16 protein-coding genes are annotated in these 16,249 nt (G+C 45.4%); 10 read left to right on the top strand and 6 right to left on the bottom strand.

The annotated features are described in order from the left end of the window. Nucleotides 1-19 precede the first annotated feature (19 nt). Nucleotides 20-1,261: a GDSL-type esterase/lipase family protein gene (locus AC1XTG_RS02025; RefSeq protein ID WP_484840808.1), complete on the top strand. Its 1,242-nt coding sequence runs from the start codon at nucleotides 20-22 to the stop codon at nucleotides 1,259-1,261. A 216-nt stretch (nucleotides 1,262-1,477) separates the two neighbouring features. Beyond that, nucleotides 1,478-4,936: a PVC-type heme-binding CxxCH protein gene (locus tag AC1XTG_RS02020; RefSeq protein WP_484840807.1), complete on the top strand. Its 3,459-nt coding sequence runs from the start codon at nucleotides 1,478-1,480 to the stop codon at nucleotides 4,934-4,936. A gap of 48 nt (nucleotides 4,937-4,984) precedes the next feature. Here AC1XTG_RS02020 and AC1XTG_RS02015 read toward each other — a convergent pair whose 3' ends face one another. The 3 genes from AC1XTG_RS02015 to AC1XTG_RS02005 form a co-directional block, all read right to left on the bottom strand. After that, nucleotides 4,985-5,566, bottom strand: a complete 582-nt coding sequence (locus AC1XTG_RS02015) for a hypothetical protein (protein ID WP_056287513.1) — start codon at nucleotides 5,564-5,566, stop codon at nucleotides 4,985-4,987. 234 nt (nucleotides 5,567-5,800) lie between these two features. Beyond that, nucleotides 5,801-6,922 carry a Fic family protein gene (locus tag AC1XTG_RS02010; RefSeq protein WP_056287515.1) on the bottom strand — a complete coding sequence of 374 codons (1,122 nt, stop codon included), beginning with the start codon at nucleotides 6,920-6,922 and terminating at the stop codon, nucleotides 5,801-5,803. A 149-nt stretch (nucleotides 6,923-7,071) separates the two neighbouring features. Continuing rightward, a complete protein-coding gene (locus tag AC1XTG_RS02005; protein ID WP_484840806.1) occupies nucleotides 7,072-7,962 on the bottom strand; it encodes an NmrA family NAD(P)-binding protein in 891 nt (296 codons plus the stop codon). A gap of 80 nt (nucleotides 7,963-8,042) precedes the next feature. Here AC1XTG_RS02005 and AC1XTG_RS02000 point away from each other — a divergent pair, with 80 nt between their 5' ends. The 3 genes from AC1XTG_RS02000 to AC1XTG_RS01990 all read left to right on the top strand — a co-directional run bounded on the left by AC1XTG_RS02000 (nucleotide 8,043) and on the right by AC1XTG_RS01990 (nucleotide 10,640). Further along, nucleotides 8,043-8,429: a winged helix-turn-helix transcriptional regulator gene (locus AC1XTG_RS02000; RefSeq protein ID WP_484840805.1), complete on the top strand. Its 387-nt coding sequence runs from the start codon at nucleotides 8,043-8,045 to the stop codon at nucleotides 8,427-8,429. 75 nt (nucleotides 8,430-8,504) lie between these two features. After that, entirely contained in the window at nucleotides 8,505-9,815 is a 1,311-nt protein-coding gene (locus tag AC1XTG_RS01995; protein ID WP_484840804.1) for a BNR-4 repeat-containing protein, read from the top strand. Nucleotides 9,816-9,893: 78 nt separating this feature from the next. Then, the gene (locus AC1XTG_RS01990) at nucleotides 9,894-10,640 is read left to right on the top strand and encodes a ThuA domain-containing protein (RefSeq protein WP_484840803.1); all 747 of its coding nucleotides are present in this window, start codon (nucleotides 9,894-9,896) and stop codon (nucleotides 10,638-10,640) included. A gap of 128 nt (nucleotides 10,641-10,768) precedes the next feature. On the opposite strand, the gene bla is transcribed toward AC1XTG_RS01990, so the two are convergent. Then, a complete protein-coding gene (gene bla / locus AC1XTG_RS01985) occupies nucleotides 10,769-11,506 on the bottom strand; it encodes a subclass B1 metallo-beta-lactamase (RefSeq protein ID WP_484840802.1) in 738 nt (245 codons plus the stop codon). 130 nt (nucleotides 11,507-11,636) lie between these two features. Between bla and AC1XTG_RS01980 the strand changes: the two genes are divergently transcribed. Next, the gene (locus AC1XTG_RS01980; protein WP_484840801.1) at nucleotides 11,637-12,002 is read left to right on the top strand and encodes a DUF1304 domain-containing protein; all 366 of its coding nucleotides are present in this window, start codon (nucleotides 11,637-11,639) and stop codon (nucleotides 12,000-12,002) included. A gap of 184 nt (nucleotides 12,003-12,186) precedes the next feature. Here the strand turns inward: AC1XTG_RS01980 and AC1XTG_RS01975 are convergent, their stop codons facing one another. Then, entirely contained in the window at nucleotides 12,187-12,504 is a 318-nt protein-coding gene (locus AC1XTG_RS01975) for a GIY-YIG nuclease family protein (protein WP_484840800.1), read from the bottom strand. Nucleotides 12,505-12,776: 272 nt separating this feature from the next. Further along, nucleotides 12,777-13,148, bottom strand: coding sequence for a hypothetical protein (locus tag AC1XTG_RS01970; RefSeq protein WP_484840799.1), 372 nt, complete (start codon nucleotides 13,146-13,148; stop codon nucleotides 12,777-12,779). A gap of 346 nt (nucleotides 13,149-13,494) precedes the next feature. Between AC1XTG_RS01970 and AC1XTG_RS01965 the strand changes: the two genes are divergently transcribed. The 4 genes from AC1XTG_RS01965 to AC1XTG_RS01950 all read left to right on the top strand — a co-directional run bounded on the left by AC1XTG_RS01965 (nucleotide 13,495) and on the right by AC1XTG_RS01950 (nucleotide 16,247). Beyond that, complete coding sequence (locus tag AC1XTG_RS01965; protein WP_484840798.1) at nucleotides 13,495-13,740, top strand: DUF3850 domain-containing protein; 246 nt, start codon at nucleotides 13,495-13,497, stop codon at nucleotides 13,738-13,740. 95 nt (nucleotides 13,741-13,835) lie between these two features. Continuing rightward, nucleotides 13,836-14,366 (top strand): ATP-binding protein, encoded by a 531-nt coding sequence (locus tag AC1XTG_RS01960; RefSeq protein ID WP_484840797.1) that lies wholly within the window; start codon nucleotides 13,836-13,838, stop codon nucleotides 14,364-14,366. Continuing rightward, nucleotides 14,363-15,892 (top strand): PIN domain-containing protein, encoded by a 1,530-nt coding sequence (locus tag AC1XTG_RS01955; RefSeq protein WP_484840796.1) that lies wholly within the window; start codon nucleotides 14,363-14,365, stop codon nucleotides 15,890-15,892. Before AC1XTG_RS01960 ends, AC1XTG_RS01955 begins: the two co-directional genes overlap by 4 nt. Beyond that, on the top strand, nucleotides 15,870-16,247 hold the full coding sequence (locus AC1XTG_RS01950) for an ASCH domain-containing protein (RefSeq protein WP_484840795.1): 378 nt from the start codon (nucleotides 15,870-15,872) through the stop codon (nucleotides 16,245-16,247). The genes AC1XTG_RS01955 and AC1XTG_RS01950 overlap by 23 nt, the downstream gene beginning before the upstream one ends. The last annotated feature ends 2 nt before the right edge of the window (nucleotides 16,248-16,249 follow it).

Here is a 16,249-nt window from a genome sequence, read left to right as displayed (position 1 = left end):
TACCTAAACCCATAAATACATGAGAAGTTTAAAAGTGCCGGTTCTCGCCGGTCACATTGTATTGCTGTTTTTTTTCCTGAGTGGCGGTTTTGTTTCCGGCCAGGACCCGTCTAAAAGTACCGGCTCATCCCGGTTTACATTGAAAGATGGCGACCGGATTGTCTTCCTCGGCAACTCCATTTTCGAGAACGATTTCCAGTTTGGTTACCTGGAAATGATGTTAACCACCCGCTTCTCTGATAAAGGAGTGACTTTCCGTAATCTTGGCTGGACAGGTGACAATGTGTGGGGAGAAGGCCGGTCCACTTACACCAATCCTCCTACGCCTTACCAGCATTTGATGCAGGATATCACCAATGCGAAGCCAACGGTGGTATTTCTTGGTTACGGCGGTGTTGAAGCGCAGGATGGGCGCGACGGTTTGCCAAAGTTCAAGGAAGGTTTGAACAAACTGCTTGACAAAATCGATTCCCTGGGCGCGCAAACTGTGCTACTTTCGACTATCCCGGTTGTTTCAAAAGATACGGCCCAGCGCATTGCCGAGCGGAATGCAGATCTGGAACTGTATTCCAATGCAATCTCCGAAGTTGCGTCAAGCCGCGGTAAACAGTACCTGGATATTTACAAGCCGGTACTTGCTGCGAGCAAAAAGGACAGCATCATCGAAAACACAGTGCATCTCACCGAGTTAGGTTATTACCAACTGGCTACCATCATGGAAAAGGCACTCGGTCTCGATGCTGCCAAAGCAACAACCTCCATCAGTTTTGCCAAGGACAAGGCAGAAGCTTCGAATGCGAGAGTGCTGAATGGGAGTGCCGCGAATACGCTAGTCAAATTCGCAGTGGAAAATAAATACCTGCCGCTACCAACGCCAAAATCAGTATCAGATGTGGTTGACAATGCCAGGACAATCCGCATTTCAGGATTGAAAAAGGGTTACTATGTTTTAACATCTGAGAATAACCAGGTGGCAGTTGGTTCTGCCAAAGACTGGGAAAAAGGAGTGGAGATTAAGCAGGGACCGCAGTACACCCAGTCGGAAAGCGTGCAGAATATGATTGTGAAAAAGAACGAGCTGCACTTCTTCCAATACCGCCCTTTAAACCAGACGTACATCATCGGTTTCCGCAGGTACGAGCAAGGCAGGCACGTAAAGGGTCTCGAAGAGCAGAACATCCTCATCAAATGGCTGGAAGGACAAATTATTCTGAACAGCGAAGCGAAGGAAGTTGTGTATGAGTTGAGGAAGGTGGAGTAGGAAACTTTGTCATGCTGAGCGGAGTCGAAGCATATGCGTAATGCTTCCTTGAAGAACTCCCTTCGACTCCGCTCAGGGTGACAAAAAAGGGGCATCCTGCACAATCCCTTCGACTCCGCTCAGGGTGACAAAAAATTGTCAGCTCAGCTGAATAAGACCGAAGCCTTAAAAAGGCGAAAAAAGAAAGTAACAGAATTGAATAGCTAAACCCAGAATATGAAAATCACTAAACCAATATATGGAGCCGCGTTGATTGCGACGATGTTGCTGGCGACTTCTTCCAGTAAGTACAGGGTAGTTAAAGAAGATCCCGATCCGGACCCGCAGAAGGAACTTGCTTCATTCAAGGTTGCCGAAGGATTTGAAGTAACCCTGTTTGCGGCCGATCCGATGGTTGCGAAGCCCATTCAGATGAACTGGGATGCAGAGGGGCGACTTTGGGTAGTAAGCAGCACTGTTTACCCGCATTTGAAAACCGGGGAGTCGGCGAATGACAAAATCTTTATTTTGGAAGATACCGACGGCGACGGCAAGGCTGACAAGTCTACCGTTTTTGCAGAAGGATTGATCCAGCCAACTGGTATCCTGCCAGGCGACGGCGGCTGTTATGTGGCTAACTCAACCGAAATCCTTCATTTCTCGGATACGGATGGAGACGGTAAGGCTGATAAGAAACGACGCATTCTGAATGGATTTGGAACCGGAGATACCCACCATTTGATCCACACATTCCGCTGGGGACCGGAGGGACGAATGTATTTCAATCAGTCGATCTACATTTACAGCCACGTGGAAACGCCATTTGGTATAAAAAGGCTGGAAGGTGGTGGTACCTGGGCTTTGAACACGCGTAACCTGGATATGGAGGTGTATGTGCGCGGTCTGGTGAATCCATGGGGTCTGCAATTTGACCGTTGGGGACAATCGTTCCTGACGGACGGTGCAGGTGGAGAAGGTATTAATTACGGATTTCCGGGCGCCACGTTTGTGACTGCACCGGGTGCAGCCCGCATTATCCGCGGCTTAAATCCGGGCCAGCCCAAGCACAGCGGACTGGATGTAGTTTCGGGCAGACATTTGCCTGATGCGTGGCAGGGAAGAATGATTACCAACGATTTTCGTGCAAACCGCATTAACAGCTTCCGGCTGGAAGAACAAGGCTCAGGCTACGCTTCCAAGCAGACCGACGACCTGATGTGGACAGATAATGTGGCGTTTCGCCCAGTGGATATTAACGTAGGTCCGGACGGCGCCATTTATGTGGCCGACTGGTATAACCCGATTATCCAGCACGGGGAGGTCGATTTCCACGATCCGCGCCGCGACCAGCAGCATGGAAGGATATGGCGTATTGTTGCCAAGAACCGTCCGCTGGTAAACAAGCCGCAGCTGTCGAAGGCAAGTGTAGCTGAGCTGCTAGACGCATTGAAGCTCCCGGAAGAATGGACGCGCTTGCAGGCCAAGCAGGTTTTGAAAGCCAAAGGTGCGAAAGAAGTCATTCCGGCTTTGCAGAAATGGGTAACTGCGCTGGATAAAAATGATAGCAATTACGAGCATAATCTATTGGAAGGATTGTGGGTTTACCAGACAATGGAAACTTTCAACCAGCCGATTTTACTTGAACTCTTGAATGCAAAAAGCCACAATGCACGTGCGGCAGCTTTGCGTGCGCTGGAACTTTGGTACCCTAAAATGAACAATGTACCCGCGCTTCTTGCCAAATCAGTAAAAGACGAACACGCACAGGTACGCCTGGAATCGGTGATCGCATTGCGTAAAACCAAAACGCCCGAGGCTGCGAAAACTGCATTGCTTGCATTGGACGGACAAATGGACGAGTTCCTAGACTTTGCATTGTGGCAAACCATCCGCGAGCTGGAACCAATTTGGCTCGGCAAGCTGAAATCCGCTCCTGAATTCCTGGGCGATGCCAAGAAAACCGCATATGCATTAAAATCTGCGACAAGTCCGGAGGCGGCTACTTTGCTGGTGAAATTATATCAGAAAGGGCAGGTACCTGAGGATTATCAAAGAGATGTACTGAGCTCCATTGCCAGAACCGGCCAACCTGCCGATTTGAATATGCTCCTTGAATTATCGCTTCAAAATAAAGATAAGAATGTGGGTGCGCAGCTGGCTGCATTGGAAGATGCGGCGCGTCAGCGTAATGTGCAACCCGATAAAAATCCGGAGGCTGTTGCTGCTTTCATCGATAGTGACGACGATGCGGTAAGTTTGGCTGCGATCCGGCTGGCCGGTTTGTGGAAGCTCAATCAGCTGAATAGCAAGCTGACGGATCTTGTAAAATCAGGAGATACGGATACTAAAAAAGCGGCATTGGGCGCATTGGCTGCTATCGATAAAGCAAAAGCGCAGAAGTTGATGATGGATTTGACGGGACCTAAAAACCCCGCAGACGTACGCGTTGTTGCGGCTGCGCAACTGGCTTCGGTTGATCCCAAAGCGGGAGCGCCGATAGCTGCTGACCTGATCCGCACATTACCCGCAGACACTGATCTGACTGAGCTTTTTGTAGCTTTCATCGGTACAAATCCGGGTGCAGCTGCATTGGGTGAGGCTATTGCCGCCAAGAAAATCCCGGAAGCGGCCGCGAAAACTGGTCGACAGCTTGTTCGCTCCCGCGCTGGCTGGACGAGGCAGAATATTGATGAAATGAAAGTGCTGGTAAGTGCATTGGAAGCTTCTGGTGGAACATTGCCGACGCAGAAAATGCCGCAGGATTTGAACGAGCAACAAATTGCGGGACTTGCCAAGCTGGTCAATGAAAAAGCGGATCCCGCGAAAGGTGAGTTGATTTTCAGAAAAGTGGAATCTGGCTGTACCACCTGCCATGCAATTGGAGGCGCGGGAGGATTGATCGGACCTGATTTGAGCAGTTTGGGAACAAGTTCACCGGCCGAGACGATCATCAAATCAATCCTTTACCCAAGTGAGTCGATTAAAGAAGGTTATGATCTGAAACGTGTTGTGAAGAAAGACGGATCTGAGTTAATGGGGTACCTGGCTTCTGACGGCGCGTCGGACGTGGTGATCCGTGATGTGACGGGTAAGGAGGTTTCCATTCCTAAAAGTCAGTTGCAGGTAATGGAGAAAGTGCCGGGCTCGCTGATGCCTCCGGGGCTGACTGCCGGTTTGAGTCAGGAAGAATTTATCAACCTGATCGGGTTTTTGACAAAACTGGGTGAATCAGGAGATTACAGGGTGCCGAATACGCGATTTGTACGAAGATGGGAGAATGTGACTGCCGACAAACAGCTTGCGGCCAAAATGCTGAGCGGTGAATCTTTCAATGTTGGAAAAGGGACAAAGATCACTTACCAGCCTGTTTACAGCAAAGTATCGGGCGAGCTTCCGATCGACAATCTCTCAGTTATGGAAGCACCTGGAAAACGGTTCAGCGTGGTAAGGTTTGATGTGGAGGTATTGACGAAAGGGAATGTAACATTGGCCTTGAACACGCCGGGCGGGGTAATCGCTTATGCCGGAAACAAGCAGATCAAGGTCACGGACGGGAATATCACGGCAGCATTACCACAGGGAATGCAGCAGTTCTCGTTAATTATTGATAGAGATGTTGTGAAGGAAAACGGCCTCAAAGTAGAGTTGAAAGACGCTCCCGGCGGCGCTCAGACGCGCCTGCGAATGGGAAAGTAACTTCATGGTAAAACGTAAAAAAAGCTTAGCAGAAATGCTAAGCTTTTTTTATTGCCTTTTGAATATGATCTGTTTAATATCCCTGTTAAGACCTTTCCAGACCATAGTCCTAGAATCGGGAGCAATTAAAATCGAATAGTTTTCATTAATCAGTCCTGAGTCGCGGAAGAAGATTTCATCATTTTGCCAGACGTGCGGACCCGGGAATGCGTATTCCAGCAACATAAATGCCTGCGGGCCTGTTTTCTTTACCAGGCGCTCTCCATTCGCAATCATGCCAAATCGGACGGGGTAAGTTTTCTCTCCAAATTGCAGCTCTCCTTTAACAGTTGGATAACGCAGCGACTCCTCCCGGGAAACGTATTGAATATCCAGTGTCGCGAAATCTGTGAAAATCGTATCCTTCTTAACCGAACCGTTCGGGTTTGTGTACTTGATATCGTATTCGACGCTGCTGAGCTTCCATTCCCCGGTAATGTTCTCCGTTACAGTGTCCATGAGCTGCACTTCGGCGGCCTGTAAATCGAATTTTTCAGGTCTTTCCGGATCAATTTCCTTCTCCAATCTGCACCCGGCTACCAAACTAACCGCCGCAAAGAATAGGGGTACTGAAATGTATTTGTTTTTCATAGCAAGTATCAGGTTTACAAGTTCAACAATTCACTCCGTCTGATAACGGAATTTAAGTTAACAATTACTTTGTAACCTTCTTATACTTACGGGTTATTTTAACGGAAACATAATGTGAGTACTGACAACGGCCGGGCGGTTAGCACATATCATCTTGGATTTCTTCGAATTTTAGATTGCCTAATGTTAGTGTATAATATTTTAATAATGCGATTGATGTGCATACTTAAAGTATTATTCTGCTAGGATCCTGTATAATTCACTATTTAGATAGTAGTGGTTACCCTGGATACTTCTGCGTTCCAGAATTCCCATCGAAACCAGTTGATTTAAATATTTCTTTGCTGTGTTTTCGGAATACAGTTTTTGGCCGGTAATGTATCTTACCCGCGTGAGCGGCTGCGTAAATATCACATTTACAAGTGATTCCGGTCTTTTAACATCAGTTTCTGCGATGATCGCTCTCAAAATCGCATCTTTCGTATTGATAACATCGTTGATCTTATCATAGGTTAGGTTGGCGGTAACTTCAATGGCACGGAGCATGTATAGTATCCATGTATGCCAGTCGCCTCGCTGACTTACACCCATTAAGCCGTTATAATAATCATCCTTATGATCCATAATATAGCGACTCATAAAAAGAATAGGGTAGTCGAGCAAACCCTTGTGAGTGAGATAGTGAATATTCATGATTCTACCGGTCCGGCCATTTCCATCACGAAATGGGTGAATTGCTTCAAACTGGAAATGTGCAATGGCCATTTTTATGAGCGGATCAGCGGCGAAGTTTACATCATCATTTAAATATCGGATTAGGTTTTCAAGCTTCGCGTCTACAATTCCAGTGCCTCTCGGCGGTGTGTATATAGGTTTTCCAGCATTTGGCCCGGTTCCACCTTGCCGGATATATGTATGAATAAACGGGGGGCGAATGTCATCGCTAGCCTGATTAACTTGGCGGTAAATGTCCCTGAAATAGTTATGATCAAACTGTTTCCGCTCATTTAGATATTGGAAGCCTTCCCAGAGCGCCTCCCGGTACATTAAGATTTCTTTAAGGGGGCCTGAGATCCGTTCATTTTGGTCTTCGCTGAAAGCTTTGTAGAGCTCGTCGTCCGTCGTGAAAATATTTTCAATTGCGCTTGAAGCTTTTGCTTCTTGCAGACTTATTGTATTAACCAGCATCCCTTGATTTGGTATTGCAATGCTTCTGCCTTGAAGTTTTCCTAAAGCTGCTTTCGCGCTGCCGAGTTGTTCAAATATCTCGACAGTTCTGTATAATTCAGGATTAAGTGGCAGATCTGGAAGATCATTCCAGGGAACACTTCGGTCAGGGTTAATCTGGTACTTCATAAGATTGCCTATGTGTTAAGCTAACATTAAAAATTAGCTCACTTTAAGGTTAGTAGCTGTTATGTCATCAAATGTAGGTAAATAAATTGAGCTAACATTAAAATGTATGTAATTTTAATGTTAGCTCAATTTTTGGCATTAAAACATACCTAGGAATTCGCCAATGCTGCTGCAAATTCCTTTGCGAAATCTTCCAGCTTGTGTTTGCCGAGTGTGGTAGGGTGGTTTTTCCAGTAATCTTCCTGCAAAGTTCCGTTACGCAGTGACTGGCCCATTTGAAGGTATAATGTGGCGAAGCTTTCGTTCAAACCTGCACCCAGCATGCCTTCGTAAGCCTGTTCGTCGGAGAATGTAACCCAGGGGATGTTGTCTTTACCTGCCGCTTTGCCCAGTATGTTGGCGATTTCAGTCGGGTGTCTTTCGTCACTGGAAATGTAGGTGATATTTTGGCCGCTAAGTGGTTGCAGCAAATGTGCGGTAGCTACTTCGGCAATGTCGTCGGTGTGGGTGAGTACCAGTTTTTCGTCGGTATCTCCGAAGTTGTTACCTGCAATCCCGGCCTGCTGGATCAATCCGGCCAGGCTGAACAGGTTGTTGTAAAAGTAGGAGGGGCGAAGGAAATCAAGGTGAAGACCGGGTAATGCAAGCAGCTTTTCTTCCAGGTAACCCAGTCCGTCGATCGGCCCTGCGCCTTTACGCAAGTTCGCGCCGATACTGCTGAGCAGAACCACATGTTTGATGCTACTGCCTTTCAATGCTTCAATGTACTTGTCGGCTACTTCGATCTGGAAAGCAGCGTAATCCGACAGCGAGAAGCTGCTTGGGATCATCAGATATGCCACTTCCGCATTGCTGAACGCATTTTTAAGAAATGACAGGTCAGTAACCGAACCGATCTCTGCTTTCGCTCCGAGACTTTCGATCTCCGCTTTCTTGTCAGCGCTGCTGCTGATTACTGCCACTTCATGTCCTGCGTTTACAAGGTTTTTGGTTACGGGTAAACTGATGTGGCCGAGTGATCCTGTGATGATATATTTCATAGTTGTAAGTTGTTTTTTGTTGGCACAAAGCTATATTTGTACTTACTTTCTGACAAGTACTTACCCCAAAGTATGTATCTATGACTAAGATCAAAGAAAGCTCGACGATCCATGCCAATAAGCAGATTGCATTGGCTGCGTGTCCGGTTACTTATGTGATGAACAGGATCGGCGGGCATTGGAAGCCGATCATTATTTACCATTTAATTAGTGGAAGTAAGCGGTACAGCGAGATAAAAAAGGCGATGCCGCATATCACTGAAAAGATGCTGATTCAGCATTTGAAACAACTAGAAGCGGATAATCTGGTTTCGAGAGAAGCAAAACCGGTCGTGCCGCCTTATGTGACTTATTCGTTGACAGAGGCAGGTAAGGAGCTGCAATCGGTGATCCACGGAATGGCTGAATGGGCTTTGAAGGATATGGAACGGGTGAAATCAGGGGAACTGGAAGCAGCGGATGCATAATAAGTCGTGGTTTTCACCGGAAGAAATCGTCACAAGAGGTAAATTACAGCCTTTCACAACTGACATTCCTGACCGATGAAGCGTACCAGTATTTATTTTCTTCTGCTCTTCAATGCAATAACTCCCGTTTTTGCCCAAAAACAACAAGCTCTGACTGACGATGGTACCTGGTGCTGGTTCAGTGATCCGAGGGCGATTTATACAAAAAACGGCTCGGTTGTCACTGGTTGGGTTACCAAAACAGGTGATATTGTTGCAGCCTCTCTGGATCTGAAATCCGGAAAAAGCGAGCAAAAGCGGCTATATACCAAGCTTGAAGTTGACGATCACGACAATCCCGCGTTCCTGGAATTGCCCGATCAGAACATTTTGACACAATATACCTGGCACGGGGGAGGGAAGAACGGAATGGGCGTGATCCAGCATGTTACTTCAAAGCCCGGGAATGTCGCCAGCTTTTCGGATTCGGTTGTTTTTACACCAAAAACGGATGAATTGTTGAAGCAGTTTGTCCGCGAGACTTACACTTATGCAAATCCTTTTTTGCTGAGTTCCGAGAACAACAAAGTTTACAGTTTCGGCCGCTGGATCGGTTTCAAGCCCAATTACATTACTTCTATTGATAATGGAAAAACGTGGTCGGACCCGAAAGTAATTATCACTTCCAAAAAGCTCGACACCAATAACCGGCCTTATGTCAAGTACTTTTCAGATGGAAAATCGAAGATCCACCTGATTTTTACAGACGGGCACCCGCGCAATGAGGCATTGAATTCTGTTTATTATTGCTACTACGAAAAAGGGGCATTCTGGCGCGCCGACGATTCTAAAATAAAGGACGTAGACCAGCTTCCATTCCACCCCGAAGATGCTTCCATTGTTTACAAAGCCTCACCTGAAACGGGAAGAGCGTGGATTTTTGATATCGTCATTGATAAAAAGGGCAGGCCGGTAGTGGCTTACACGCGTTACCCGAGCAGCGAAAAGCACCAGTACTACTATGCCGTTTTCGACGGGAAAAAGTGGGTAGACAATCACCTCATTGACTCAGGCAAATGGTTTCCGCAAACGCCGCAAGGAAAGCCGGAGCGTGAAGAGAACTATTCAGGCGGTTTAACAATTGACCCGTTGAATCCGGAGATCGTTTATTTTTCTCACGAGATCAATGGCGTTTTCGAGATATCGAAGGGGCAGACCAGCGACCTTGGCAAAACCTGGAAAATCACACCTGTTACCCGCAACTCACAGCTTGATAATGTGAGACCAATGGTGCCGCGCTATAAAAAGAAGAGCGATCAGCACGTCCTGCTTTGGATGCAGAACAAGAAATATGTGCATTACACAGATTATGATACGCGCATTATGTGGGAAGTTTTAAACAAATGACAGAAAGTATATTCCGCCTGCCTGCTTGTTTTACTTACAATTCGGTTTTGCAATCCATTCAACAATTCAATTATAATCATGCAAAAAAAGTTACTCGCGCTTGCTCTTTTTCTGGCGGCGACATTTACTGCTCAGGCTCAGCAGTTTAAAGCCTTACTTTTTACCAAAACAGCCGGATTTCACCACGTCTCCATTCACGAGGGCGTAGCCGGAATCCGTAACCTAGCTTCCCGCCACAATTTCAGTGTTGACTGGCAGGAGAATGCGGATGTTTTTAATGAAAAAAGCCTGGCTAATTATCAGGTAGTGATTTTCCTGAATACAACGGGCGATATCCTCAACGATCAGCAGCAGGCGGCTTTTGAAAAGTACATTAAAAGCGGAAAAGGTTGGGTAGGTATCCACTCAGCGGCTGATACCGAGTACGATTGGGCGTGGTACGGTAAGCTGGTTGGGATGTATTTCAAAACGCACCCAGCGCAGCAAACTGCCTTTCTGGACGTAAAAGACAGCAATTTCCCAGGCTTGGAGCGCTTTCCAAAACGCCTGATGTGGACGGACGAATGGTATGAATACAAAAAGCCATACAATGCCGACGATCTGAAAATATTGGTGACACTGGACGAAAAAACTTACGATCCTAAAACCAACCAAGGCACCGGAATGGGGGCAGAGCACCCAATGGCGTGGTACCATAACTACGACGGCGGCCGCGCATTTTACACAGGCTTAGGCCACATCGGTCTTGTCTATTCAGACCAGACTTTCCTGGATCATTTATACGGCGGGATTTTCTGGGCCGCGACTGGGAAAGGGGTGAAATAATTGACGCAGCGAGCAGACGATGCTGTGTTAAGCCTTTGTCATGCTAATCTCTTTGTCATGCTGAGCGCAGTCGAAGCATCGTGCACGTTGCTTCGACTGCGCTCAGCATGACAACTTTAAAAGCCACTTTACTTCTTCATCTCAAACAACGCGATCGTATAATCCAGCAACGCCGTATTCCCCACGTCACCGTGGCCTGGGATTACGACTTGGGTATCGGGATATTTTTGTTTGATTTTCGTGACAGTCGTAGACCAATCCTTCACATTGGCATCCGCCAGGTTACCTTTTGTTGCATCGAGTTCCTTGATCAGGCAGCCGCCGAACATGGCTTTTTCACTTGGGAAGTAGCCTATAACATTGTCGCGCGTATGTCCCTCGCCATTAAATTCGGTAATCACCTTGCGGTCGCCTACTGTTAGTTCCAGCTTATCATCGAAACCTTTTTGAGGTACTTTAAACTTCGCGTTTTTGGCAGATGCAATTGTTTTGTTCGTCGCGTAGGAAGGTATGCCGCGTTTGTGAAATGCATCTAATCCGGCTACACAATCTTCGTGGAAGTGCGTGGCAATGACTGCTTTTACTTTGCATTTTAAATTTGTTTCCACCCAGTCAATCACTGCGTTTGAAGTCGAATCGCTGACGGGCGTGTCGAAAATAATAGCTTCACCTTTGTCAAAAACGATCATCCCATTGCAGGGAACCCTCCCGAAGCTTTGTGTTTGGAGATAGGTAATATGCTGGTATACATGGTCTTTTACCTTCTCAATGATCAGGTTTTCAGATTTAAGGCTCTGAGCTGAAACAACCGATGCGGCGCAGCAGGCAACAATGAACAGGAATAGCGTACAACTTTTTTTGATCATGAGAATGGGAGTGAAGTAAATGGCGATGGTTAGCTGCAAGATAACGCAAAATTTGTTTCGAGTACAGCAGACTATGCGGCAAAGCGTGCACGAATTTCTATATTCACCGAACCAACCTGAATCGAACGAAATGGAAACACTAGGCAAAATCCTTATCGGCCTCATCGCCCTCGAACACATCTACATTCTTTACCTCGAAATGTTCGCCTGGGAGACGAAGGGCAAAGAAACCTTCAAAGGCTCCCTCGCACCAGAGCTTTTCGGCCCCACCAAAACACTGGCAGCTAATCAAGGTCTGTACAACGGTTTTCTGGCCGCCGGCCTGATCTGGACCTTGTTCATCGAAGATCCCAACTGGTCATTTTACATCGCCGTATTTTTCCTGACCTGCGTAATGGTAGCCGGGATTTACGGGGCATTTACGGCAAGTAAGAAGATTTTCTGGGTGCAGGCACTGCCAGCGATTGTGGCGTTGGTGGTGTTGCATTTGAGGTGAGGCTACAAATAAGCCCGGCCTTTCTTTTTTGTCACCTAAGGGTCACGCGGTTTAACCTTTGTCACCCTGAGCGCAGTCGAAGGGCAGGTACAATGCTAAAATGTAGCGAACTTGGTAGCGTGCTTCGACTGCGCTCAGCATGACAAACTTGGAATTTGACCAGCCTAGTTGTCAATAACTGACTTTACCGTTCACGTTTCCAGGTCGTCTTGTTCATACACTCTGCCAACTCCCTCAACGCCTCCCAATTCCCACCAATTATCGCCTCCTTCTTCTTCCTGCTCCAACCTTTCACTTGCTTCTCAAAAGTAATCGCATTATTCACATACTTGAATTGATAAGCAAAAACAAGCTCTACCGGCCGCCTCGGGTAAGTGTAACATTCAGGATTCACGCCTGAATTATGTTGAGTGAAGCGTAGCTCAACGTTATTGGTGACCCCAGTGTAATAGCTGTCGTCGGCGCATTTGAGAATGTAAACGTGATAGGTTTTGTGGTGCATTGGCGTTGTCTTTTTCGGTTTAGACGTGCCAATGCGTGAAAGGTAACGGTAGTTCTGTGGAAAAAGGCAAAGCAGCCCGCCTTTGTCATGCTGAGCGGACCGGGCCGCCGGGCGGCCGAAGCACGCCACTGCTTAAGCGCAACGCCTTGTTGCATTGTGCCGAGGAGCAGCGCCCTTCGACTGCGCTCAGGGTGACAAAGGTTAGGTAACCTGCCTAATAGGCGCCAGCCGTTGTCATGCTGAGCGCAGTCGAAGCAACGTGCACAATGCTACTACGCAAAAAAGCTCGCCCTCCCCAGCACCCCCGGTTGCCAACTCCCATCTCGCCTTCTTAATGCCCGCGAAACGGTAAGTACTTCTTCCAAACGGCCCTCGGGATCGCTCATGAGGTTTTGGCTGTGGAAGTATTGGCCGATGATTTCCCACTCGAAAGTGTCGGTTTGGGAATCGTAAATGCCGATGGGGATGCGGTGGCCGTCGGTCTGGAGCGTGCCCAGGACGTGCTGCGCCTCTTCCTGCGACGAGCAGCCCACGTGCTGGTACTGCCCTTTCAGCGTATATAGTACCGAGTAACGGTTTCTCGAAAATTCGTTTCCTTGCGCTTTCTGCTTGTTCTGTCTGAGGGAATTTTGCAATTTTTTCATGATCTCTGTGTTTGTGTCTCCGTCCACAACTTGCCGTAATCTGCTTATTGTAAAAGTGATAAAATGAACGGAGATGTTTCAAGTTTCAAGCCAGCATTTCGTGCCGCTCAAAACAATAAACGCATCTTGTATTTCAATAGTTTAACAAAATTCCCATACAGGCGAAAGTTCTTCTGATCTTGAAGGTGTTTGGTGGAATAGTGCAATTTTGATATAAGTTCAGCAGCTAAATCGAAAGTGAAAAATGCATCTTTGGTGTCTGCTGATGACCAACAATTTTTTGCGATTGGTGTCTCTGAGAGTAGTAGCTTTGTAGTCTATTATTCTACCAATACTAACAGCAACGATGACGACCCATTACCTGAAATGTCTTACTGAACACTTTAACAGAAGCGCTTCCGGACTGAAAAACTATGAAATTAGGCTGAATGACAGAAACTTTCAGATTGGGGATAGGATAGTACTTCAAGAGTACGATTTAGCTAAAAATTCCTATCTGGGTAGGGAGTTGGAAAGAAAAATCGAACATATTCTTTACGGAGGACAATTTGGATTGGATAGTGACCACGTGATTCTCGAGTTAAGTGTCTAACCGAATATTTCCGAAATCTTACCGAATAATAAATGGATTTGAAGTTTTAAGTAAAAGGTTAGAAGATATGACTTGATGGCAGAAAACCCTCTGCAATGTTCAAAAATATCATCTTTGTTGGCGGGATTCATGGTGTCGGGAAAAGTACATTATGTATTCCGGAAGCTCAAATCCTTGGAATAGAATACCTCTCTGCCAGCGAAGTTCTCCGCTGGAAGGAAATCTCCACCAGTGTAGAAAACAAGAATGTCGAAAACGTGAGTTTTACGCAGGATAGACTTGTGGCAGGACTTAAAAATATTATTGAAGAGAATAAGGCCTACATTCTCGATGGGCATTTTTGTCTGTTTGACGCCAGTGGCACAGTTACAAGAATACCTGAGTCTACCTTTGTTCAAATGAACCCTGCTGCTTTTCTTGTAGTAGTGAATGATCCCAAAGTAATAGCGACCAGGCTCCAACAGCGAGACAATCGACAGTATATTGATTCCAATCTGGCTGAAATGCAGCAAGAGGAAATTGAGTATGCTAGAATATTGTCAGCGAAGTTAGGCATACCAATTCACATCCTTCCCGCGGATAATAAATCTGACATTCACGAAATCCTTCTAACCTATATTCAATGAGAGTTTTATTAGACACCAATATTGTTATTCACCGAGAAACAAGTAAGATAGTCAACCCGGGAATAGGAAAGTTATTCGGTTGGTTTGACAAGCTGGGTGATCGAAAGTCAATTCACCCACTGACAGTTCAAGAAATTCAGACCCATAAAGATGAGAATGTTGTTAAGACGATGTCTGTGAAGCTTGACAATTATTATTTGTTAAAAACCCTCGCGCCGCTGGATGCGAGAATTCAAGACATTATTAGTCAGTCAGATAAGACAGAAAATGATATCAATGATTCAAAATTGCTCAATGAGCTGCTAGCTGACCGCGTGGATATTTTGATCACTGAGGATAAAAACATCCATAAAAAGGGCAAAAAGCTGGGAGAAGAGATTGCAAACAAAATATTTACTATCGAACGATACCTCGAAAAAATGAATAGTGAAAATCCTGATTTTGTAAATTATAAAGTGCTGGCCGTCAAAAAGGAATATTTCGGCAATATCGATGTAAATGATCATTTTTTTGATTCATTCAGAAGAGACTATAATGGTTTTGATAATTGGTTTGGGAAAAAGTCTGATGAGATCGCTTATATATGTTATGAGGAAGATCAGGTCATGGCCTTTCTTTTTCTTAAAGTGGAAGAAAAAGGCGAAAACTATAAGGATATAATGCCAGAGTTTACCAGTAAGAGACGCTTAAAAATTGGAACGTTTAAGGTTACATTAAATGGATTCAAACTTGGTGAACGTTTCTTGAAAATCATATTTGATAATGCTGTAAGTCAAAAGGTTGACGAGATTTACGTTACTATTTTTGAAAATACACAGGAACAGAAAAGGTTAATAGAACTACTGGAAGAGTGGGGGTTTGATCATTGGGGAACAAAGAAATCAGGATCAGGCGAAGAGAAAGTTTACATAAGAGATTTTTCGAAAGCCTATGATTCAAAAAATCCAAAGCGTTCCTACCCAAATATCAGTGTGAACTCAGATACCTACATTATCCCTATCTATGGATCTTATCATACAGATTTGCTTCCAGATTCAATATTAAAGACTGAGAGTCCGCTTGACTTTGTTGAGAATGAGCCACATAGGAATTCTATCAGCAAAGTGTATGTGTCAAGGGGGAGAAATCGGTCATTGAAAGTTGGAGATAATATTATATTTTACCGCACCGGCGACACTGATCCGAAGTTATATACAAGTGTGATAAGCACAATAGGGATTGTTGAGTCGGTCGTAACAAACATCGCCGACGAAAACGATTTTGTCAGATTATGTCGAAAACGAAGTGTTTTTACAGATGATCAACTAAGAGCTCAATGGAACCATAAAGAGAATAGTAGGCCATTTATTGTGAACTTTCTATACACTTATTCGTTTCCGAGAAGAATTAATTTAAAGCAGTTATTAGAAATTGGAGTAATATCTAGTATTTATAATGTTCCGCGTGGCTTTGAAAAGATTAGCACCGATCATTTTTTATCAATAATTGAAAAAACCAACACAGATGAAAGTATTATTGTCCATTAAGCCGCAGTTCGCTGAAAAAATATTTGCCGGAACTAAAAAGTATGAATTTCGCAAGGCGATTTATAAAAATAAAAACATAGAGACCATTGTCGTCTATGCGTCGTATCCTGTACAAAAGGTAATTGGGGAATTCAAGGTTGGTAAAGTTATATCTAAGAGCCCTAAGGCGCTATGGAGCATGACGAAGACACAATCAGGAATTTCGGAGGAGTATTTTGATGCATATTTTGCAGAGAGAGAACTAGCTTTTGCTATACACGTTGACGAAACCTACGAATATCCTGAACCATTGTGTTTGAAGAAAGATTTTAATATCCAATATCCCCCACAATCATTTATGTATCTTGAGGATTAGAT

The sequence above is a fragment of the Dyadobacter sp. HNCC25DJ183 genome, from assembly GCF_056895175.1.
The sequence above is the reverse complement of the archived record's forward strand: the minus strand, read 5'-3'. Positions and strand labels throughout refer to the sequence as shown.